The organism is Maribellus luteus, from assembly GCF_003576475.1.
Classification (GTDB): domain Bacteria; phylum Bacteroidota; class Bacteroidia; order Bacteroidales; family Prolixibacteraceae; genus Draconibacterium; species Draconibacterium luteum.
Window position 1 is genome coordinate 230566 of sequence record NZ_QWGR01000006.1, and the last position, 21395, is coordinate 251960.

Genomic DNA, 21395 nt, shown 5'->3' on the forward strand with positions numbered 1-21395 from the left:
AAACTATTTTTTATTTTTTTTTGTATTCCGAAAAATTTGCGTATTCCATTTATCATATATATTTGTGCGTTAACTATTTAGCAGGAATTCGGAGGCAATTGATTTGATTAGTAAGTATAACTTTCAGTCATACAATTGTTTACGATGATTGTTTGAAGAAAGGAAGAAAAAACCAATGAAAATTAGAAAGCTTTTACGGATCCTTCACCGCGATTTAGGATATTTTATTGTAGGAATGACCATCGTTTATGCCCTGTCAGGAATTTTTCTGAATCACCGGCACGATTTTAATCCCGACTACAACATCATAATTGAAGATTTCCGGTTTCCGGTTCAGGAGGATGGAATTTATGGCGCAGATGACATCAGAAGTATCTTATCTGAATTACCTCACGAGATGACGTATAAAAAGCACTATACCAATAACGAAGGTTACATTAAGGTTTTTATCGAGAGTGGCGAAGCTGTATTGGATCCGGAAACGGGAGAAGGCAGGTTTCAGTTTCTGCAACGACGTCCATTAATTTTTGAGATGAATAAACTGCACAAGGCGACGCTCGGAACCGTTTGGAAGTGGGTGAGTGATTTAATGGCAGTTATTCTTTTGTTTGTGGCCATTTCCGGGCTGTTTCTGTTAAAAGGAAAGCGCGGCCTGACCCGATGGGGATGGTGGTTGACGCTTGCCGGTTTTATCGTACCTTTAATTTTTGCAATTTTATACATTTAACCAAAAATAACTGATTATGAAGAAAATCGCGATGTTAAGTATGTTGGCTCTAATCGTGTTTGCATGTGGACAACAAGCCAAAAAAGCGCCTGTAAAAACGGAAGAAGCTCCGAAAGAAGTAGTTGTATTAACCGTAGACGAGCTGTTGCAGCAAGCTCCCGAACTGGCGGATAAAGAAGTAGTAGTAAAAGGAACAGTGTTTCATGTTTGCCAGCATGGCGGCGAACGCTGCTTTTTAATGGGAAGTAGTGAAGGCATCAGTATCCGCATAGAAGCCGGAGAAAAAATCGGTGCGTTTACCCAGGAACAAATGGGAAGCGAGCTGGAAATAGCCGGTATACTTAAAGAAGTAAAAACCGAGGCAGATGCGCACAATCCGGGAGCCGAACACGGTACTGGCGAAGGAGAAGCTGAAGAGGATACTGAAACAGCAAAGGCTCATCAGATTATTGCTGAAAACCAGGCTGCCGCCGAACGGGTATTTTTTATCGAAGGACTGAAAGTAAAAGAACTGTAAAGTCTTATCAGCACAAAAAGGCCTTTGAGGCTAACAATACTGATTTGGAAGGAGAAGGATGCAAAACGATCAATTTGCATCCTTCTTTTTTTGGGTATTGTTTCACATAGGTGAAAGCAATATGCCGGTTTTAGAGTTCATTTTTGCCTGTATTGGCGGCCGGATACTTTTTCTATTTTAAATTACTTGTCAGCCCCCAAGCATCGCTTTCATATTCAAGTATCCAATGAATGTTAATTATCTTCCTCTTTCCGCAACCTTTAATTGTTTGGAGTTCCAAACTCATACTTTCCAATTGTAAAGATTGCTAAAGAGAAACTGTTTGAGCAATTTGAAATTGCTCTCTTAATAGGCTTGATTAAGCTGAAACAAAGTGCTATGGCGGCACTTTCATTATGAGGTATGCCTGTACTCTTATAAATTAAGATCCAACAAATTTTCAGGATGAACTTTAATGGGCAGCTTAAACTTTCAGAAACAAAAAAGCCTCCCGTTTTTCAACGGAAGGCTCGGATATTTCAAGTTTCTTTGTTCTTATTTTGCGTAGCTCACAGCACGTGTTTCGCGAATTACCGTGATCTTGATCTGTCCAGGGTAAGTCATCTCGTCCTGAATACGTTTTGAGATGTCGTACGAGAGCTGTTCGGTTTCCTGATCGTTCATCTTGTCGGCACCTACAATTACACGCAATTCGCGTCCTGCCTGAATGGCGTATGTTTTCATAACGCCCGGGTAGGAGAGAGCCAGATCTTCCAGGTCTTTCAATCGTTTAATGTACGATTCCACTACTTCGCGACGGGCTCCCGGACGGGCACCTGAAATAGCATCGCAAACCTGAACGATAGGAGCGAGAAGGCTCTGCATTTCCACTTCATCGTGGTGAGCACCAATGGCGTTCGCAATGTCCGGTTTTTCCTTGTATTTTTCGGCCAGCTTCATACCGAGTACTGCGTGTGGCAATTCCGGTTCATCATCCGGCACTTTACCAATATCGTGCAGCAATCCGGCGCGTTTTGCTTTTTTCGGATTTAATCCCAGCTCAGCTGCCATAATTGCACTTAGGTTAGCTACCTCGCGCGAGTGTTGCAGCAGGTTCTGTCCGTACGACGAACGGTATTTCATTTTACCGATCAAACGGATCAATTCAGGATGCAGGCCATGGATTCCAAGGTCGATTGCGGTACGTTTCCCGGTTTCGATCACTTCTTCTTCCACTTGTTTTTTCACTTTCTGAACCACTTCCTCGATACGGGCCGGGTGAATACGTCCGTCGGTCACCAGTTGGTGCAAGGCCAAACGGGCAATCTCACGACGCACCGGATCGAACGCTGAAAGCACAATGGCTTCCGGAGTATCATCTACAACAATTTCAACACCGGTAGCAGCTTCAAGAGCTCTAATGTTACGTCCTTCACGTCCGATAATTCTTCCTTTTATCTCGTCGCTTTCAATATGGAAAATGGTAACAGAATTCTCAATGGCTGTTTCGGTTGCCACACGCTGAATGGATTTCACCACAATCTTTTTCGCCTCTTTATTGGCGGTTTGCTTGGCTTCTTCCATGATTTCATTGATATAAGCCACCGCATCCGATTTGGCTTCTTCTTTCAGTGATTCTACCAGTTGCGCTTTGGCATCTTCAGCAGATAATCCCGAAACCTGTTCCAGTTTTTCGAGTGTTTGTTTGTAGATTTTTTCGAGCTCTTCGTTTTTGTGTTCTACCCGTTGTAATTGGGCATTCAGGTTTTCACGAATAACTTCAATTTCACGTTTTTCGGTCTCAAATTCCTTAACCTTTCGGTTGATTTCATCGCGACGCTGGTTAAGCATATTTTCGCGCTGTTTGTGTTTGTTTTCAAGGTTTGACAGCGTCGAGTTCTTCTCGTTAATATACCTTTCGTGTTCCGACTTTAACTGAAGGAATTTTTCCTTAGCTTGTAGAATCTTGTCTTTTTTGATCACTTCAGCTTCGGCCATGCCTTCCGCTACTATCTTTCTTTTCTTTGCTTTCAGGGCTTTGTTCCATGCGAAGTAGGCCAATCCACCACCTCCAACAAAACCCGCAGCTACTGCAAATATCAAATTTATGTCCATGAATTTTTAATTTAAATACTAAAAAACCCGTAGAGAACCTTTTCTGTCCGGAAAAGGCCCAATACGGGCTTTGATAAATACTTTATAGTTCTATTTCCAATTCTGCTCTTTTAAGAAATCAGAAATGTCGTCATTTAAATCCTTAATATCATCGATGAATTGAGAATAATCCTGGCGATCCTGTAAAATGCTGTAATTCAAAGCCGCCTGAAATGCAGTCATTGCCATTATATCTTGTTGGTCGTTGTGTTGAAACCTTTTTCTGAATTCACTAATGGTTTCGTTCACAAATTTTGCAGCTTTCCGGTATCTCTCTTCATCTCTGCGATTGATGGTCAGCGGATAATTCCGCTCGTCAATCTTAATATTTATTCTAAAATCGTTGTCTTTCACAATACATTACTTGTTTAGTAATGCGATACATTTATCAATCTCCCGTATCAATAAGTTAATTTTCTGTTTTGCCTCCCCGTTGCCATGTTTCTCAGATAACAATTGGTTGGCAATTTTCAGTTGCTCGTTTTTTTGACCGATCTCCGACTTTTCGTGCTCCAATTCCCCGATTTTATTACGGAGTTTCGAAATTTCGTCGTGCAACAATCGGTTTTCATTTTCCAAATGCTTGAAACTGCTGAATAATTGCTGCACATTCGTTTTTAATTCTTTCAGAAGCAAACGATCTTCTTCGGTCATTATAGCTGCATTTCAGAGGCAAAGTTAACTTTTTTTCAATACCAAGAAAGTAAAAGTATTTGTTTGGGGACAAATAATGCTAACATCTCTGTGTTAATGAGATGGATGCACCAGTGACGTAAGATTGTGCAAATAAAATAGTTTGCCCTTCGTTGTAATAAGAATTGAAGCCTGTAAAAAGTTAAATTTGCGGGCCAACTAAATGATGTTTATGAGAACTTTAGTTCTGTTTATTCTGGTTATAGTCGCACTGGGAACAAGTGCACAGGAGAAATATTACAGCGATCCGTTAAAGATACCTTTGTTATTAAGCGGTAGTTTTGCCGAACTGCGGAGTAATCATTTTCATTCCGGGATTGATATTAAAACGCAGGGAGTTACCGGATTTCCGGTTTATGCAGTTGCAGAGGGGTATGTTTCCCGAATTTCGGTATCTCCCTCCGGTTTCGGAAATGCGCTCTATATTCATCATCCCAACGGAACAACTTCGGTTTACGGGCATTTGGAACGTTTCGCTCCGGCTATTCAGAAATATGTGACAGACCGGCAATACGAGCAAAAATCTTTTCGGGTTGACCTGGAGGTGCCATCATTTTTGTTTCCGGTGAAAAAGGGAGAGGAAATTGCCAAAAGCGGAAACAGTGGCAGTTCGGGTGGTCCTCATTTGCATTTCGAAATCCGGGATACACGGTCCGAAGAGCCACTAAATCCCCTGGAATACGGATTTTCAATAGTTGATAATATTGCGCCCAAAATGTTCTCGTTACTGGTAGTCCCACTATCCGACACTTCGCATGTTAACTATCAGCCGGTGGCCGCCAGTTATCCGCTGGTTTTATCCGAAGGAAAATATTGGGTAAAGGGAAACCCGATAATTCCGGTGTATGGGCCGGTGGGCTTTGCTGTTCAGGCCAACGATTACCTGGATGGAAGCTACAATAAGTGCGGTATCACTGGGCTCACTCTTTCGGTGGACGATCTTACACGTTTTGCTTTTCAGCTTAAGCGTTTTTCGTTTGGCAACTCGCGGTATATTAACAGCCATGTGGTTTACGGCGAATACATCGAATCGGGGCGGCGTTTTATTAAAACTTGGGTCGATCCCGGAAATCAACTACCCATTTATACTTACGATCTTTCGCAAGGTGTTTTTGTGGCAAGCAATGGTCGTCACAAAGTTCAGCTCGAAATGGCTGATACCTATGGAAATTCTTCTTTGCTTGAATTTAAGGTGGAAGGAAAGTTCAAAGAAATACAGGCAAGTGTTCCGAATGGGAGCGTGGCTATGAAATATGACAAGGATAATTTGTTTGAATCGGAAAATTGTATGCTGAATATTCCGAAAGGCGCACTTTATTCCGACTGCCGGTTTTTGTACAAAGAAGAACCGACTACCGATGCTTTTTATTCTGACTTTCAGGTATTAAAAGATGAAAAAGTGCCGCTTCATATTCCGGCTGAGCTAAAAATAAAACCGTGCCATCTACCGTCGGAACTGGAGCCGAAAGTGTTGATCGTTAGTCTGAACTCTAAAAGCGGCCAGCCCAGCGCTGTGGGAGGGACTTTTAACAACGGTTGGGTGGAAGGAAGCATCCGCACATTGGGAAGGTATGCCTTGATGGTGGATACCATTCCTCCGCTTATCAGACCGCTCAGTATAAGCGAAGGTCGTTTAAGCGAACAAACACGAATTCGTTTTAAAATCAGTGATGATCTTTCAGGAATAAAAAACATCGAAGCTTTCCTCGACGGGAAATGGGCTTTGTTTGAATACGATGCCAAAAACAGTTTGATAACCCATTATTTTGATAAAACGCGGTTTGAATTCGGGAGGCAGCATGAGTTGGTTTTAAGAGTAGTTGATTACAAAGACAATATCTCGGTTTACCAGTCCGGTTTCTGGAAGTGAAACAACTGAATCCGGCGTAGAAGGTGTTTTTTAACAGCAAGGCTGCCGGGTGAAAAACAGATTTTCGTCATTCTTCGGGGCCGCGAATCCTGTTAACTTGGGCGAAAACTAATTTACCTGAGTTATGAAATCTAATCCTGCAAAGAGAATTTACGACCTTCAGCAATTTGGTGAGTTTGGCGATGTGAACCCATCGATAACCGATTCGTCCACCTATACCTTTCTGGAAGGCGAAACCATGGAAGAAACGTTTTTGGGGCACATGGAAGGCTGTTTTCTGTATTCGAGACACTGGAACCCCAGTAATAAATACCTGGCCGATGCGCTGGCTGCCATGGAGAATACCGAAGCAGCCTGGGTAACATCGTCAGGGATGGCTGCCATTACCTGTGCGCTCCTGCAATTATGCAGCTCGGGCGACCATATTGTCACCAGTGTTACAACCTATGGCGGCACCTATGCTTTTTTAAAGAACTGGTTGCCGAGGTACAACATCGAGGTGAGTTTTGTGGATATCACTAACCTGGAGCAGGTGCAAAATGCCATGCGTCCGAACACAAAAGTTATTTACACCGAAACGGTTACAAATCCCTTGCTTCAGGTTTCCGATATTCCGGAGTTGGCCAAAATTGCACATGCGTCCGGTGCCAAACTAATGGTCGACAATACGTTTACACCCATGATTTTTACCCCGGCAGAACTGGGAGCCGACTTTGTAGTGTATAGCATGACCAAGTTTATTAACGGGAAAAACGACTGCGTGGCAGGAGCCATTTGCGGATCGAAAGACTTTATCGCAAAATTATCGAATGTAAACGACGGTACGGCCATGTTGCTGGGGCCGGTGCTCGATCCGCTGCGGTCATCCAGTATTTTGAAAAACATTCACACCCTGCATCTCCGGATGAAGCAACACAGTGCGAATGCGATGTATTTGGCTCATAAACTGGAAGAAATGGGTTTGGCTCTGAAATATCCCGGGTTGAAAAGCCATCCGCAGCACGAGTTGCATACCCAGCTAATGAACAAGCGTTTTGGATACGGAGGAATGCTGGCGATTGATTTCGGAACTGAAAAGGATGCCAATCACGTAATGTACAAACTGCAGCAGGCCAACGTGGGCTATCTGGCTGTTTCTTTGGGCTACTTCCGTACCTTGTTTAGTTGTTCGGGGCACAGTACTTCGTCGGAAGTGCCGGTGGAAGTCCAAAAAGAAATGGGCTTATCTGACGGATTGGTCAGACTGTCGGTTGGGTTGGACGAAGACATGGAAGAAGTATTTGACCGAATTAAAAGCTGCTTAGCTTAACTGAATTGATTTATTGTTTTCATTTAGATTGGACAAAGTAAAGTTTTCAAGCTGCAAAATATCATAAGAAGGGAAGCTGATTTCATTATCTTTGTCTCTTTCGCAAAATAAATAAGTAGTAGTAATGAAGAAAATTTCAATGATAGGAATGCTGATTTTTGCATTTCTGATTATCAACCAACAGGTTTCGAATGGGTGTACTAACTTCTTAATCACCAAAGGTGCGTCGGTAGATGGTTCCGTAATGATCACCTATGCAGCCGATTCGCACACTCTTTACGGTGAATTGTATTACCAGCCGGCACAGGATCACCCCGAAGGTGCCATGCGTAAGATTTACGAGTGGGATACCGGTACTTACCTGGGCGAAATACCACAACCAGCCCATACTTATAGTGTGGTGGGAAACATGAATGAATTTCAGTTGGCAATTGCTGAAACTACTTTCGGAGGCCGTTCAGAATTATCCAGCCAGGCTGGTGCGATTATGGATTACGGTAGTCTGATTTATGTGGCTTTGCAGCGTGCCAAAACAGCCCGTGAAGCTATTGATGTAATGACCGACCTGGTGGAAAAGTACGGATATTACAGCTCCGGCGAATCTTTCTCTATTTCGGATCCGAACGAAGCATGGATACTGGAACTGATTGGCAAGGGAGAAGGCGAAAAAGGAGCCGTTTGGGTAGCCATGCGTATTCCGGACGGATACATCAGCGGACATGCCAACCAGGCACGTATTACTACATTTCCGCTTGACGACAAGGAAAATTGCGTGTATGCCAAAGACGTAATTTCGTTTGCCCGCGAAAAAGGATGGTACGACGGACCGAACAAAGATTTTAGTTTTTCTGACGTGTATGCACCCGTTGATTTTGGTGGCGCCCGTTTTTGCGACGCCCGCGTTTGGGCCGGTTTTAACATGGTAGCTTCCGGAATGGAGAAATATACCGAATATGCCAAAGGTATTGTGGAGCATGGTGGCGAGCACAATTTCCCGACCAACCGTATGCCGTTGTGGATTAAGCCTGACAGAAAGTTAGACGTTCAGGATGTAATGGGAATGATGCGCGATCATTTTGAAGGTACTGAACTGGATATGACACAGGATTTGGGAGCAGGCCCTTATAAATTGCCTTACCGCTGGAGAGGACTGACCTGGGAAGTGGATTCAGTTCAATACTGCAACGAAAGGGCCATTTCAACTCAGCAAACCGGTTTCTCGTTTGTTACGCAGAGCCGTAGCTGGTTGCCCGATCCGATCGGTGGAATCCTGTGGTTTGGTGTAGACGATGCTTATAGCACCTGTTATGCTCCTATGTATTGCGGAATAACTGAAATTCCGGAGTGCTTTGCAGTTGGCAACGGCGACATGCTGACTTTTAGCGAAACTGCTGCTTTCTGGACATTTAGCCAGGTGGCCAACATGGCTTACCTGCGTTACGACGATATGATCAAGGATGTGCAGGTGGTTCAGTCGGAACTGGAAGACAAATTTGTAAGTTATGTTCCGGTGATTGACAAAGCGGCTGAAATTCTGTACAAAGAAAAAGGGGATGCGGAAGCCCGTCGTTTTATTTCCGAATTTTCGGTAAACGAGGCGAACAACATGACTAAACGTTGGAAAGAACTCCGTAATTACCTGGTGGTAAAATACACTGACGGCAACATCAAAAAAGAAAAAGACGGTCAGTTTGAACGTACGGAAACAGGTATGCCGGCTTCACCCATTTTTGCCGGATATCCGGAATGGTGGTACAGAGCTATCGTAAATGCAACCGGCGATCATTTTAAAGTGATTGGCTCAAGTCATTAAGCATTTCATCCTAAAACAGATAGAAAAAGGCCTCCGTTGCGAGGCCTTTTTTTGTAACTTAGCGCGACAAATTATTTTGTAGCTGAAAATCAGTCAACTAAAATTGAGTTTTGACATAAAAATAAGTTTGTTGAAATAAAAAGAAATGCTATTTTTGCAGCCGATTTTATGCAATCTCTTGTCCGTCAGCTGACGGATTACATTGCCAACTTATAAAAACTACAAGAAAATGGATTTAATTAAAGCAGTAGAAAAGGAATTTGAGGTAGTTACTCAGCATCCGGAGTTTGGCGCCGGTGATACGATTACCGTAAGTTATAAAATTGCGGAAGGTGGAAAAGAGAGGATTCAGAATTTCCGTGGGGTGGTTATTCAGATTCGCGGAAGAGAAACCACCAAAACTTTCACCATTCGTAAAATGTCAGGTAACATTGGCGTGGAAAGAATTTTCCCGTTGTTCTCTCCGTTCATCGATTCAATTGAAGTGAACAAACGCGGTAGCGTTCGTCGTAAAAGAATTTTCTATTTACGCAGTCTTACAGGTAAAAAAGCCCGTATCAAAGAAAAAAGATTCTAGTCTTTTACTACGATATTCAAAAGGTCTCTGGTTCAGAGGCCTTTTTTTTTGCTTTAAACTTTTGCTGATAATCTTTTGCCAAAGAGTTGCACCGAGTAAACCTGAGTTGCACAGAGACTTTCAACATGCTTTATGAAAAAGCCGTCGTTCCTTCGGAATTAAAATGGGAATCCTGTTTGAGGTGAAAATTCAGTGAAATTCAGGCTGTTTTAAACAAACGCAGCAGCTGTTTTATTTTGTCTTCCTTGTCAGTAAAACCAACTGTTTGATAAGCTTCCATCATCGATTCGAGTAAACGCACCAAAAACAGCGTGTCGGGTTTGGGTTCGGTATAATCGTGCAGGGGAAGATATTCGTGCTTTTTCAGGTGGTATTCAATTTCTTTGCGGCTGGTAATGGCCCCCTTGTTGGATGGGTTAACGTAGAAAAGAACATCGGAGCTTACCGAGGGCCCATGTACTTTTTGCGCCAGTTCGGCATCCACAATGGCTACCAGCGGATTTTTGGGAAAATCAACAAGATAAGCGGGCATTTCAAGCTGACGGGCAACAATGGTGTAAAAAATACTCATCGAAACCGGGTTGCCTTTCTTGGTATCCAACAGCTGATTCAAAAAACAATTCTGCGGCGAATGCGGATTGGAGAGGTTAATCGCGAATCCGTTTATGTTGAACAGAAAGTGATTCAGAATGGTTACCTTCTCGAGCAGCGTAAGCGAATTATTAAGTTCCAGCCAAATGCTTTTCCGGAGGTTCTCAATTTTTACCTGAATGTTCAGTGGATTCAAATCGGGATACTGGAAGCGGTCTACATGGCAAAAGCCGTTTAGTAAACTCCTGCCTTCGGCAGGATGACCCAGCCATTTTTTTATGCGCCGTTTGGTTTCTTTGAACTGTAAATGCTGAATAATGTTTTCAATCCGTTGTTGACTGTGTTCATCAAAGCTTGCTTCCCACTTTTTCTCCAGTTCAGGAATAATGTCGTCTTTGGTTTTTAACAGCTCTTTTTCGACCATCCCAAATACCGTTTCATCCGGGTCGTCGAGGAGGTTAATGAGTGCTTCCAGGCGGGTTTTGTCCATATATTTATTTAGCTAGGTTGTTGAGCACAAGTTGGATGAGTCTTTTCATCTCGTCGCGGTAATTCTCGTTTGCCGTGAGTGTTACCCGGTTGGCAATAATCAGGCAAACGGTTAGGGCATTGTGCCCCAGTAGCTTTGAAAGACCATAGATAGCCGAGCTTTCCATTTCAAAATTGGTAATACGCAGTCCCTTAAAAGAGAACGATTCAATTTTTTCATTTAAGTGTGGAAAAGCCAGTGGAATTCTTAATTCCCGACCCTGTGGACCATAAAAACCGGGAGCAGAAATGGTTACACCTTTCGAGAATTCTTTTCCGCTGAACAGGTTCAAAAGTTCGGCAGAAGCATCTGCCACGTAGGGCGAAGCCAGTGAGGCATCCCATCCGGTGTAAGCTTTAAAGGCTTCTTCAAATGCGTGGTCTACCACATTGTTTCGTCCCGAGTAATAATTAAGCAGCCCGTCGAAACCAATCGACTTTTCGGAAACCACAAATGAGTTTACCGGCAAATCAGTTTGCAGCCCTCCGGAGGTGCCAATTCGAACAATGTTCAGGCTTTTATGCTCTTTCTTTATTTCGCGTGTTTCCAGGTCGATGTTTACCAGCGCATCCAGTTCGTTCACAACAATGTCGATATTGTCGGTCCCAATCCCGGTTGAAAGTAAGGTAAAACGTTTGTTGTTGTACCAGCCGGTAACTGTTTTAAATTCACGGTTTTGGGTCGTAAACTCAATTTTGCTGAACAGCTGGGCAATGGTGTCAACCCGGGCCGGGTCACCCACCAGGATTATGTTGTCTGAAATGTTTTCAGGTTTCAGATGCAAATGAAAAATGGATCCGTCGGGGTTCAATATTAATTCAGAATTCCTGATCATAGCGGAAATTTTGATGAAAATCAAAACTATTTAAAATAAGATGAATAGCCAATTGCAACAGGGAAAACATATAAACAACCCGATCTTGAAAATTTACCTGTGTTTTTTATTTTGTTAAAAACTGGCTTTTGAGAGACGGTTTTGGTAAAAAATGTCCGCAGTGGGAAATGTGTTGCCCTGGTTAGGTAAAATAACGACCGAAATTTCTATTTTTGAGAAACGAATCTAACATACAAACGGATGTCATTCAAAATCTTTTCACTTCAACTTACCGGTAAAATTAAACCTACGGCAACCATTGAACAACAGAGAGCCCGGTTAAGAGCTGATTATGATGCCTTTTTAAAGACCGAAAGCTCAGAAGAATTAAAACTATTTCTGGAGCTGGAAGCCTGGGCAAACTCGGAGTCCTATAAAAACAAGAAAAAAGAGATTGAGGGGCTTAGCTTCAAAGGAAGTAAGGAAGAAAAAGAATGGAAGGAATTTGAGCGGCTTAAGAAGTCGGGGTCCATCAAAAAATATTTTTTGGTGGAAGGCTCATCTGATTTAAAACGGTTTGAAAAGGAACGTGAGTCCGATAAACTAAAGAGTTACTATGCGCTGCTCGATTATATGAAAGAGGGGCAGTTTGAGAAGGATAAAAAGGAAATTACCAGCCAGGTATTTAAAGGTTCGGTAGAAGAGAAGCACCTGCTCGAGTACAAAAAGCTGGCAAAGTCGGCAGGAATAAAAGCTTACCTGGAATTGCACGGCCTCGAGGTTTTGAAGAGACACGAAGCCCTTGCAAATTCTGAAAAATTCAAAGAATACAACGAACTGAAAAATGCTTCTGACCGCAGCAAGGAAGACAAAGCGGCGTTCAAAAAAATAATGGGCGACAGTGAGATCAAAGCCTATTTTAAGCTGGAAAAATCAAAAAAACTGAGACTTTATAAAGAGATCAGCAGTAGTCATGATCTGAAGAGATACCACGAATTAAAGGCTTTGGTGGAGTCGAAAGAGTTCAGGGAAAAGGAAGCTTTTTTGAAAGACAAGCAGAAGTTTGAAAAGAGTGAGGCGTATAAGAAGCAGACCGAGTTTAAACGGCTGGCAGCGGACGATACAGTAAAGTTTGTGTTGAAATACGAGAAGTCTTCGTTGTATAAAAATTACCTCGATGTAAAAGATTCCTTCGACCTGAAACGCTACCACGAGCTGGATGCACTTTTGCAGTCGGAAGAATACAGAAAGCAAAAAGCCTGGCTGGAAGACAAAAAGCGCTGGGAAAAAACGCCGGAATACGCGAGGTATCAACAGTATTTGAAGGATAAACAAATACCTGATTTTGTCAATTATTTCAAATACAAGGATTCCAACGATTTTGATTTGTTTAAAAACCTGGAAGTTGTTTTTGAAGATGATTTTTCGGGCAGGAAACTGGATTCCGAAAAATGGTCGACTGCTACTCCGGTGGCCGGTAAACTGCTGGGCGAGAATTATGCCATGCCGGGCGACCTCAATATTTTTACCAGTGGAGATAATCTGAAAGTGGAAGATAAACTGGTGATCCAGGTAAAAAAGGAGAAAGCAAAAGGAAAAGTGTGGCAGATGCCGGCAGGATTTGTGCCTACCGATTTTGAATACACATCCGGACTCGTTTCGAGCGCACCAAAATTTATGGTGGAAGACGGAATTCTGGAAGCCAAAATAAAATTCGATCCCGTAAAACAGGTTGTCAGTTCTTTGTACCTTACCGGAGAAAAGGCAACCAACCGTGTAAATTTATTGGAAATGGGTGCCAGAAACCATCTGGGGTTTACTTTCATGAATGGCAACGGGAAGGTGGAAAGCCAGGGAATCGATATCTCAAACCTCAAGAAAAACACCTACATTTTTAGTGTTGAAAAGGCAGGCTCAACATTCACCTGGAAAATTAACGAAGTGGAAATTTTGAAACAGGAAAAGCCGGAAATGAACAAGCAATTGTTTATTGAAGCTTCCAGCCTGGTGATCAATCCGGTTTCATCAGCCGTTAATTTCGAAATTGAATGGGTAAAATGCTATCGTAGAAAATGATGCAGAACAATTGGAATGTTGACTGGGCCGAAGAGTTTAACGGGGCCATTACTGTTTGCGACCGAAAGGGGATAATTGTGTACATGAATCGTCGTTCTATTGAGCAATTTCATAAATACGGTGGTGCCGATCTTTTGGGAAGCAACCTGCTCGATTGTCATCCCGAGCCCTCCAAAACAAAGTTGAAAGAGATGTTGGAAAAGCCGGTAGACAACATGTACACAACCGAGAAAGATGGCGTTACAAAAATCATTTATCAAACTCCATGGTACCAGGAAGGAATGTTTCGGGGAGTGATTGAGATTTCTTTTCAACTGGATACGTCCATGCCTCATTTCTTTAGGAAATAGGCTCAAGCATTGTTCTTAGTATAGCGAACGGCCAGACAGAAACACAGCAATATTGGCATTCGGCACCTATTACAATCCACGTTTGTTAAACAGAATGTATCCAAAATTCAGGGTTACATACCACTGCGTGTTTTCTTTCTCGTAATAATTAACGGCCAGACTTATCGGGCCAATTCCGGTCTGATAAACCATGGCTGCCATTCCCTGCCAGTAGATATTGTGGAAAAGATTGTCGCTTCTGTATGCCGTCAGGTCTTCTTTTATCAACTCTTCCCTGATGGGTAAAAATGCATAGCTTTCAAGCCGCAGGTGTATGTCGGGCGTAAAGTTAAAGATCGTTTTTAGTCCACCTGCGGTAAATTGGTTGGAGTGAAAATTGTTCAGAAACAGTGATTTGCTATGCGGCGTTGGCTGAAAACCGGGTGCACTTAATTTCACTGCTTTGTAGTTTCTGAACAGATCTTTTGTACCCAGCATTCCTTCGGCATGTACTCCCAAGGTAAAGGCTTTCCCAAAATTAAAATAGCGAAGCAATTTGGCATTCACCTGGAAATACTCCTGGTGTTGCAGGATTCTTCCCCGTACTTCGGATGTGCTTCCCGGGAGGTGTCCTTCTTCACCTACAACATATTTAATATCCAGCATCCGAAGGAGCCCTTCTGTTGCATATTGTTTGTAATTCAAAGAGTTGGTTTCAAGTCTTACATCGGCCACAAAGGCATTGAAAGTGCTTTCATCCGGTTCATCCTCTTTGTTGAAAATCTCTGTTTGGTAGTACTGGTCGGAGGCGGAAGAATAAGCAACTCCCGTGTAAAATTTGCTGTTCAGCCCAAGCGGAAAGCCCGTTTCAACCCTGAAACTAAGCTCGTCGCGGATGATGTAGGGAGGCCGCACGTTTTCGAAAAATAACTCGGAGCTGGAAGCAAAATAATCCCAACGGTTCAAGGTGAAATAAGATGCCAGGTAGTACGGCAATCTCGACGGGTAATCAATCCTGCCTCCCAGTTTAAAAGAACTGTAAAAACGACCAAAAAACAGGTTCGAGTTAAGCAAATAAGCCCTGCGGTTGTACATCCGGTAATTTACCCCCACATATCCCTGGTTGATGGGCTTGGTTGAAATATTACCGCCAATGTTTACATCCACTTTTTTTTCGGGTTCCACTTTTAAATGAAGGTCGAAATAACCTGTTTCCTTGTTGTAATAGGTAATAGGTTGTATTGATTTTACCTGCTGATCCGATACCAGTTTAAAATACTCCTTTTTCAGATCGGCCAACGAAACAATCGGCATTCCGTGTTTCATACTTTGGATAATAAATTGCCGTTGCATGTTGTCTTGCACACCTTCCACCTGTATGTTTTGGAAATAAAGCGCCGGTTTGCGCGCCACAAAATTATTTCGCTTCTCCTGTACTTCCTCTTTCGAAACTCTTCGGGTAACCAGTGCTTTAATGCTGTCGAGGGCATTCATGGCCGTTTTTCCTCCGGCTTCCATGGCCTGATCAATTTTGTCAAAGTCAAGCAAACCAACATCTTCAAATCTAGTTTCGAGCAAAATACCATCTTTCGGATCAATCTCGAAATTGGTGGGCCGCATAACAAGGTTGGAGATTTGCTGCATCAGGTCGTCGGCCTCTGCGGCCCTCACATTGTTGGCCACTTTGTGCCCGATAATAATATCGGGTTTAAAGATTTCCTTCATTTGCTGTGTGGGGAAGTTGTTCAGCAAGCCACCGTCGAACAACAGGCTGCCGTTAATTTCAATGGGTTTAAAATACAGGGGCACGGTCATCGATGCGCGAATGGCATTTCCCAGGTCGCCGTTTCGTAAAACAACCGGTTTGCTGTTATATACGTCGGCAGCCACACAAAAAAACGGGACCATCAGGTGGTTGAAATCATAGTCGCAGGCAGCGCTGGTGGCAGCCGTTAACTCCATAAACGCAAAATCCATTTGCTCGGCCGGAATAATGTTGGTAGGAGGGAGTAATTTAACCTTCTCGTTCTTTTTGGTAATTCTAAGCTGAAGCCAGGTGGGATCGGCTTCGGGCTGTTTGAAGTAATAACGGTAACCGGTTTGAATTTTCCCGGTCGACCAAAAATAGAAGTCGTCCGATTTAAACAACTCTTCCATTTCGTCGGGTGTATATCCTGCTGCATACAAGCCACCAACGATCGCACCGATCGAGGTCCCCGAAATATAATCGATCGGGATATTGTTTTCTTCCAGCACTCTTAAAACAGCAATGTGCGCCATACCTTTGGCACCGCCGCCACTCAATACCACGCCCACCGATTGGGAGTTTCCCTGAATGCCGATTAACAATAGAAATAAACTAAGGAGAAGTCTACATTTCATGGTTTTTCCGCCTACATTCTGAACACAACCAAATTTACAAAATCTACGGAATGTTAATTAGAAATATTCCGAAAAATAAAGCATTTTTGAAATATCTGTCCTTAATGATGCCTGATTGCTTCAGAAACAGCCTGGAATCAGTAGGACAATGAATCAAATAATAATAGATTTGTAGGACATTCTTTAAAAACCTGAATCATGTATAAACACATTTTGATTTTTCTTTTGGCGGTTGTGCCGTTTTCAATTTTTGCTCAAAGCGGGAAAGTGATGGAGTCGCTTCAGTTTGAGAGTAAACTGGTTTCATACCCGGTAGAATATTCGGTTTACCTGCCGGCTGATTATGAGACTTCTAACCGTAGTTATCCAGTTTTGTACCTTTTGCACGGTTATTCTGACGATGAAACCGGCTGGATCCAGTTTGGCGAAGCCAACCTGATTGCCGACAAGGGAATTGCCAACGGAGATTTTCCTCCCTGCATTATCATCATGCCCGACGGAAAAGTTAGCTGGTATGTGAATAGTTTTGACGGAAAAGATCCCTGGGAAGATATGTTTATCCAGGAGTTTATCCCGGCTATGGAAAAGAAATACCGGATTCGTTCGAAAAAGGAATTCCGCGCAATTGCCGGGCTTTCGATGGGCGGAAACGGAGCTTTGTTGCTTTCTATGCACCATCCCGAACTATTTTCAACTTGTGTAGCCATGAGTGCCGGAACGTTTACCGATGAAGAGATTAGCAGCAATGGTCGTTACGATCACTATTTCAAAAATATTTACGGCGAAAAACCCGAAACGGGCGTGAGCGATTATTGGAAAGCCAATAGCCCGATTCACCTGCTCGATAGTGTGGACAAAGAACAACTCAAATCCATTCGATTTTATATCGACTGTGGCGATGACGACTTTTTGTACAAAGGAAATTCGGCCTTGCATGTAAAAATGCGCGACCTTGGCATTCCGCACGAATACAGAGTCAGAAACGGCGGGCACCAGTGGGAATACTGGCGTACCGGCTTATTTGATGGATTAAAATTTATGGCGCAATCTTTCCACCGTTAATTCATCGTTTTTGCTTTATCGATTGATTTGAAACGCATATTTCCCATACTGTTGTTGCTGGGATTGTTGGGCACTACATTCAAAATTGCTGCCCAGACCAAGCCCGACTTTAAATGGGGAAACTGTGCTTATTTTAGTCTGAATGTTGGAGACAGCATTTTGTATGACAGTACCAGTGTACGGTTACTGTCCATTGAAAATCAATACAATCTGATAAAGATGGGAGCCGATACACTTGAAGTAAAAGTAAGCGGGCGTTCGCTGCCGCACAGCACTGCCGGCTTACAACTTTTTGTGGCCGACAACCGAAACGTGAAAGCCTTGTCGGGCAATGATTCCATCCATGGTTTGCTGAAAAAAGATGTTCTGCTGTGTATTTCCGACAGAAACAGGGAAATGCTGGATAAAAAGGAGTTCGTTTTCCCGGTTAGCTTTAACCAGGGTTTTGTTTGGAACGGCGACGAAGACACCTACATGTTTTCGTATGTTTTTGATGATCAACAAAAGAAGTACGAAACGTATCCAGGAATTGGAATTGACCTGAAAGATGCACGAGGCATTGAAAAACACTGGTTGGTAGCCATCGGGAACAGCACTGTGATTTGGGTCGACAAGGCAAAGGATGGAAGAACAGCTTGTGTGTTGCTGGCAAGTGAATTAAGTCCGGGAATTTATTACGTGTACGATTGCCTGTACGAAAAAACGCTGGAAGTAAAAAAAGGGCAAAAACTGGTGCGGGGCGAGTTGATTGGTACTGCCTGGGGAAATGCCTATTGGGGGCACGCACACCTGGCGGTTGTTTACAACGATACGATTCCTGCTTTTGGCGACCGTTTTGTGAATTGTGTCAACTTTTTTCCGCAACTATACGAGTTGTATTATTCTTTCACCTATAGTTCCGGCAAGTCGTATTCTAAGGGGAAAATTAGCTTTGGAAGGGCGGCTTCGCATCTCGGAAATGATAAAAACAATGCGGCTTTTGAAGAGTACCTGGGCAAAGGATGGATTTTCGGGCGCTGGAATCTTTCGGATAAAGTTGAAGCGGTTTCTGTGCGCGAAGGAGGCAATGTTCGTCTTGCGAAAAAGGTGTTCTCCGGAACGCCGGCGGAAAGTATTAATCCGAATGATTATTTTGACTACGAAATCAATGTGCGAAACGGAGTATACCGGATTCGGGCAAAAGTGGGTGATCTAAAAGCCGAATCGTGGCAAAAATTAGAGTACGAGGGCGTGTCCGATAAAACCTTCTCCTTGTCGGCAGGCGAACAAAAATGGACAGATGAAAGGACCGTAAGAGTGGAAGACCGAAAACTAACGGTTCGTGTTTATGTGGATCCCGAAAATAAAAAAGTAGCCGGTTTAAGTGAGATCGTATTTCAAATGGTTTATTAGGCGAACTCCAGTGTCATTCCCGTTTTTACCTGTTTTGAATTGAATTCTTTGTGAAACAAAGCCAGTGCAGGCAGTTCGGTGCAATGCGCAGGAAGTACGTGTTCTACATGGTTTTCTTTCAGGTATCGGATGGTTTGCATCGTTTGCTCATTGGGCTCCTTTAGGTGAAAACCGCCAATGACGGCTTTAATTGTTGAAATTCCGGTGACTTCTTTGGCATATTCGCAAATGTTGCAAATGCCGGCATGTGCGCAGCCCGAGATGATGACAAGTTGATTGCTTACCACGGCTGCCAATGCCGAATCATCGCTAACAAAATCTTCCGAATTGTCTGCAAATTCAAAACCGGTTGTTTGGCTTTCAAATGAATTTTTGCGGGGTATTTCTCCCAAAAACCAAAGATTGTCGGTGATTTTAAGCGGTTTTTCTGACAGAGTTAAATGGAAACGACTGGCCATTTCCTGACTGCTTATTTCAATACCTACAGGTGAGTGGTCCCTTTTTCGAAAGCGCTTCCGTAAAGATCCGGGATGCGTTATCAGTGTTTTATTTCGAAGAAACTTTAATCCATTGCCATGGTCCCAGTGTCCGTGGCTTAGCACAATTTTCGGTACGTCCTGTTGAATGTTGATTCCCATTTTACGGGCATTTTTCAGAAAAACATCTGAGTGGCCGGTGTCCACAAGGATTTTTTCACCGTCCGTTTCAAGCAGGTAAGAAAGACCGTGTTCGGCCTGAAACCTGCCGCCGGCGGTGTTATCGGTTAATACTGTCAGCTTCATCGGATGGTTTCTTCTAGTTTTTCCCAAACATGCTGAAGCTCTTTCCCGCTTGCAGAATCCGGTGCATATTCCATCATTGTCTGACTGTGTACCATCGACTCCACCATTTTTTTGTCGAACGGAATTTTGCCCAGCAGTTGAATGTGATTTTCTTTCAGGAACTCTTCCACAGTGCTTGTCATTTCCAGGTTGATGTCGTATTTATTGATCACCGCAAACATAGGAATCCGGAACGAGTTAACCAATTCTTTTAAACGCGTGGCGTCGTGCAGGCCCGAAACGGTGGGCTCTATTACCAGCAATACCGCATCGGTTCCGGTTACGGAGGCAATGGCTGCGCAACCGATTCCGGGAGGGCCGTCGTTGAGCAGAAATTCGGCTTTTATTTCCCGGGCAATGCTTTTGGCGTGCTCGCGAATGTGGGTAACCAGGTGCCCTGAATTCTCTTCTCCCGGGCCCATTTTTGCGTGAATCATTTTGCCAAAGCGGGTATCGGAAACAAACCAGTGGTTGTTGAATTTTTGGTGCGTTGAAATCGCTTCTGCCGGACAAATTCTTTCACAGAGGCGGCATCCTTCGCACTGAAACGGATTGACTTCCGGAAACTGAGCCTTGTTGGTGTGGATGGCATCAAAACGACACGAAGTTTCACACAACCCGCATTGCGTGCATTTCTCAGGATCAATTTCTGCGACTGAACCACTGGAGAATGGGTGAGTTTCCAGTATCTCGGGCTTAAAAATAAGATGCAGGTCGGCGGCGTCCACATCGTTGTCGCAAAACACGGCATTGCTTGCCAGCGAAGCTAAAGCAGCTGTGATGCTGGTTTTTCCGGCACCGCCTTTTCCGCTTACAATAGTTATCTCTTTCATTTGTTGAATAGTCAGTTTTTTATTCCGGTCACTTCCAGCAATCTTTCCGCTGTTTTGATGTAAAAAGCTTCGAGTTCTTCCGGAACATTGTTCAGAAGTGTTCCTTTGGAATAGCTTTCGGCATATTCTTTCGAAAACGGTATTTTGCCGATCAGTTCAATATTATTTGCTTCCAGATAGCCGTACACCGCTTTGTTTCCCAACCCGGCCTTGTTGACAATTACGCCAAACGGAATTTTAAGATCGTTTAGCAAGTCTACAGTCAGTTTTAAATCGTTCAGGCCAAAAGGCGTTGGTTCGGTTACCAAAATTACATAGGCTGCTCCGGAAACGGTTTCTACCACCGGGCAGCTGGTTCCCGGCGGAGCATCGAGTATTTGAAGTACAGCGCTGCCGGCTGTCTGCTTTTTTAGCGCACGGATAAGCGAAGTCTGCATCGAAGAGCCAATCCGAAGCCGGCCTTCGGTAATCCCCGTGCCAAAAGTTGTTTTGTAGCCGCTGATTGTTCCGATGGGATTTTTGTATTCACGAATGGCGGCAAACTCGCAGGCATGAAGACAGGCACCACACGAATGGCACAGGTCTTTGTTTATTTCCGCAAATTTCCGATTTTTTACAAGGGTGATGGCGTTGAACTCGCACCAGTCAGAACACTTTTTGCAAAATGTACATTGGGCAGTATCAATCTCCGGAACCATTGTAAACACCGTGTTTTCAGAAATATTGACTGCATTGGGGATAAAAAGCAAATCGTTGGGCTCTTCCACGTCGCAGTCGATCAACTGAACCTGATCATCCAAAAGTTTCGACAAATACTGGTAAAGGTGAATCGCCACAGTTGTTTTTCCTGTCCCACCTTTTCCGCTGGCAATGGCAATGCGCATAAAATTCTTTTTAATAAATGGAAAGCTACCGGGCATGAAAAGA

At 43.4% G+C, this 21395-nt stretch carries 19 protein-coding genes; 10 read left to right on the forward strand and 9 right to left on the reverse strand.

Annotated elements, in window-relative coordinates:
* Window positions 1-175: 175 nt before the first annotated feature.
* Both D1614_RS12800 and D1614_RS12805 read left to right on the forward strand, forming a co-directional pair.
* A complete protein-coding gene (locus D1614_RS12800; RefSeq protein WP_147384203.1) occupies window positions 176-727 on the forward strand; it encodes a PepSY-associated TM helix domain-containing protein in 552 nt (183 codons plus the stop codon).
* 16 nt (window positions 728-743) lie between these two features.
* Window positions 744-1244 carry a hypothetical protein gene (locus D1614_RS12805; protein ID WP_119438337.1) on the forward strand — a complete coding sequence of 167 codons (501 nt, stop codon included), beginning with the start codon at window positions 744-746 and terminating at the stop codon, window positions 1242-1244.
* Between the two features lie 534 nt (window positions 1245-1778).
* On the opposite strand, the gene rny is transcribed toward D1614_RS12805, so the two are convergent.
* The 3 genes from rny to D1614_RS12820 form a co-directional block, all read right to left on the reverse strand.
* Entirely contained in the window at window positions 1779-3338 is a 1560-nt protein-coding gene (gene rny / locus D1614_RS12810) for a ribonuclease Y (protein ID WP_119438338.1), read from the reverse strand.
* A gap of 90 nt (window positions 3339-3428) precedes the next feature.
* Window positions 3429-3731 carry a cell division protein ZapA gene (locus D1614_RS12815; protein ID WP_162304491.1) on the reverse strand — a complete coding sequence of 101 codons (303 nt, stop codon included), beginning with the start codon at window positions 3729-3731 and terminating at the stop codon, window positions 3429-3431.
* Window positions 3732-3737: 6 nt separating this feature from the next.
* On the reverse strand, window positions 3738-4031 hold the full coding sequence (locus tag D1614_RS12820; protein WP_119438340.1) for a coiled-coil domain-containing protein: 294 nt from the start codon (window positions 4029-4031) through the stop codon (window positions 3738-3740).
* Window positions 4032-4242: 211 nt separating this feature from the next.
* Here D1614_RS12820 and D1614_RS12825 point away from each other — a divergent pair, with 211 nt between their 5' ends.
* The 4 genes from D1614_RS12825 (at window position 4243) to rplS (ending at window position 9639) form a co-directional block, all read left to right on the forward strand.
* Window positions 4243-5940 carry a M23 family metallopeptidase gene (locus D1614_RS12825; RefSeq protein ID WP_162304492.1) on the forward strand — a complete coding sequence of 566 codons (1698 nt, stop codon included), beginning with the start codon at window positions 4243-4245 and terminating at the stop codon, window positions 5938-5940.
* Between the two features lie 124 nt (window positions 5941-6064).
* The gene (locus D1614_RS12830) at window positions 6065-7249 is read left to right on the forward strand and encodes an aminotransferase class V-fold PLP-dependent enzyme (RefSeq protein ID WP_119438342.1); all 1185 of its coding nucleotides are present in this window, start codon (window positions 6065-6067) and stop codon (window positions 7247-7249) included.
* A gap of 124 nt (window positions 7250-7373) precedes the next feature.
* On the forward strand, window positions 7374-9062 hold the full coding sequence (locus D1614_RS12835; protein ID WP_119438343.1) for a dipeptidase: 1689 nt from the start codon (window positions 7374-7376) through the stop codon (window positions 9060-9062).
* A gap of 229 nt (window positions 9063-9291) precedes the next feature.
* Window positions 9292-9639 (forward strand): 50S ribosomal protein L19, encoded by a 348-nt coding sequence (gene rplS / locus D1614_RS12840; protein ID WP_119438407.1) that lies wholly within the window; start codon window positions 9292-9294, stop codon window positions 9637-9639.
* Between the two features lie 199 nt (window positions 9640-9838).
* Here rplS and D1614_RS12845 read toward each other — a convergent pair whose 3' ends face one another.
* Window positions 9839-10720: a transglutaminase-like domain-containing protein gene (locus D1614_RS12845; protein WP_119438344.1), complete on the reverse strand. Its 882-nt coding sequence runs from the start codon at window positions 10718-10720 to the stop codon at window positions 9839-9841.
* 4 nt (window positions 10721-10724) lie between these two features.
* Complete coding sequence (locus D1614_RS12850; protein ID WP_119438345.1) at window positions 10725-11594, reverse strand: nucleoside phosphorylase; 870 nt, start codon at window positions 11592-11594, stop codon at window positions 10725-10727.
* 240 nt (window positions 11595-11834) lie between these two features.
* Between D1614_RS12850 and D1614_RS12855 the strand changes: the two genes are divergently transcribed.
* Window positions 11835-13649, forward strand: coding sequence for a hypothetical protein (locus D1614_RS12855; RefSeq protein ID WP_119438346.1), 1815 nt, complete (start codon window positions 11835-11837; stop codon window positions 13647-13649).
* Window positions 13646-13999 (forward strand): PAS domain S-box protein, encoded by a 354-nt coding sequence (locus D1614_RS12860; protein ID WP_206610013.1) that lies wholly within the window; start codon window positions 13646-13648, stop codon window positions 13997-13999. The genes D1614_RS12855 and D1614_RS12860 overlap by 4 nt, the downstream gene beginning before the upstream one ends.
* A gap of 69 nt (window positions 14000-14068) precedes the next feature.
* Here the strand turns inward: D1614_RS12860 and D1614_RS12865 are convergent, their stop codons facing one another.
* Window positions 14069-16360: a patatin-like phospholipase family protein gene (locus D1614_RS12865; protein ID WP_119438347.1), complete on the reverse strand. Its 2292-nt coding sequence runs from the start codon at window positions 16358-16360 to the stop codon at window positions 14069-14071.
* Between the two features lie 198 nt (window positions 16361-16558).
* Here D1614_RS12865 and D1614_RS12870 point away from each other — a divergent pair, with 198 nt between their 5' ends.
* Complete coding sequence (locus tag D1614_RS12870) at window positions 16559-17422, forward strand: alpha/beta hydrolase (RefSeq protein WP_119438348.1); 864 nt, start codon at window positions 16559-16561, stop codon at window positions 17420-17422.
* Window positions 17423-17449: 27 nt separating this feature from the next.
* Complete coding sequence (locus tag D1614_RS12875) at window positions 17450-18814, forward strand: M23 family metallopeptidase (protein ID WP_147384205.1); 1365 nt, start codon at window positions 17450-17452, stop codon at window positions 18812-18814.
* Here D1614_RS12875 and D1614_RS12880 read toward each other — a convergent pair.
* The 3 genes from D1614_RS12880 to D1614_RS12890 are packed head-to-tail and all read right to left on the reverse strand — an operon-like array spanning window position 18811 to window position 21352.
* Entirely contained in the window at window positions 18811-19596 is a 786-nt protein-coding gene (locus D1614_RS12880) for an MBL fold metallo-hydrolase (protein WP_119438350.1), read from the reverse strand. The genes D1614_RS12875 and D1614_RS12880 overlap by 4 nt on opposite strands.
* Window positions 19593-20468 carry a nucleotide-binding protein gene (locus D1614_RS12885; RefSeq protein ID WP_119438351.1) on the reverse strand — a complete coding sequence of 292 codons (876 nt, stop codon included), beginning with the start codon at window positions 20466-20468 and terminating at the stop codon, window positions 19593-19595. Before D1614_RS12885 ends, D1614_RS12880 begins: the two co-directional genes overlap by 4 nt.
* Window positions 20469-20479: 11 nt before the next feature.
* Entirely contained in the window at window positions 20480-21352 is an 873-nt protein-coding gene (locus D1614_RS12890) for a nucleotide-binding protein (protein ID WP_162304493.1), read from the reverse strand.
* Window positions 21353-21395 lie beyond the last annotated feature (43 nt).

Excerpts from the sequence above, each read along its gene's own strand:
- D1614_RS12800 (WP_147384203.1), top strand. The coding sequence starts at position 176 with ATGAAAATTAGAAAGCTTTTACGGATCCTTCACCGCGATTTAGGATAT.
- D1614_RS12805 (WP_119438337.1), top strand. The coding sequence starts at position 744 with ATGAAGAAAATCGCGATGTTAAGTATGTTGGCTCTAATCGTGTTTGCA.
- rny (WP_119438338.1), bottom strand. The coding sequence starts at position 3,338 with ATGGACATAAATTTGATATTTGCAGTAGCTGCGGGTTTTGTTGGAGGT.
- D1614_RS12820 (WP_119438340.1), bottom strand. The coding sequence starts at position 4,031 with ATGACCGAAGAAGATCGTTTGCTTCTGAAAGAATTAAAAACGAATGTG.
- D1614_RS12825 (WP_162304492.1), top strand. The coding sequence starts at position 4,243 with ATGAGAACTTTAGTTCTGTTTATTCTGGTTATAGTCGCACTGGGAACA.
- D1614_RS12830 (WP_119438342.1), top strand. The coding sequence starts at position 6,065 with ATGAAATCTAATCCTGCAAAGAGAATTTACGACCTTCAGCAATTTGGT.
- D1614_RS12835 (WP_119438343.1), top strand. The coding sequence starts at position 7,374 with ATGAAGAAAATTTCAATGATAGGAATGCTGATTTTTGCATTTCTGATT.
- rplS (WP_119438407.1), top strand. The coding sequence starts at position 9,292 with ATGGATTTAATTAAAGCAGTAGAAAAGGAATTTGAGGTAGTTACTCAG.
- D1614_RS12845 (WP_119438344.1), bottom strand. The coding sequence starts at position 10,720 with ATGGACAAAACCCGCCTGGAAGCACTCATTAACCTCCTCGACGACCCG.
- D1614_RS12850 (WP_119438345.1), bottom strand. The coding sequence starts at position 11,594 with ATGATCAGGAATTCTGAATTAATATTGAACCCCGACGGATCCATTTTT.
- D1614_RS12855 (WP_119438346.1), top strand. The coding sequence starts at position 11,835 with ATGTCATTCAAAATCTTTTCACTTCAACTTACCGGTAAAATTAAACCT.
- D1614_RS12860 (WP_206610013.1), top strand. The coding sequence starts at position 13,646 with ATGATGCAGAACAATTGGAATGTTGACTGGGCCGAAGAGTTTAACGGG.
- D1614_RS12865 (WP_119438347.1), bottom strand. The coding sequence starts at position 16,360 with ATGAAATGTAGACTTCTCCTTAGTTTATTTCTATTGTTAATCGGCATT.
- D1614_RS12870 (WP_119438348.1), top strand. The coding sequence starts at position 16,559 with ATGTATAAACACATTTTGATTTTTCTTTTGGCGGTTGTGCCGTTTTCA.
- D1614_RS12880 (WP_119438350.1), bottom strand. The coding sequence starts at position 19,596 with ATGAAGCTGACAGTATTAACCGATAACACCGCCGGCGGCAGGTTTCAG.
- D1614_RS12885 (WP_119438351.1), bottom strand. The coding sequence starts at position 20,468 with ATGAAAGAGATAACTATTGTAAGCGGAAAAGGCGGTGCCGGAAAAACC.
- D1614_RS12890 (WP_162304493.1), bottom strand. The coding sequence starts at position 21,352 with ATGCGCATTGCCATTGCCAGCGGAAAAGGTGGGACAGGAAAAACAACT.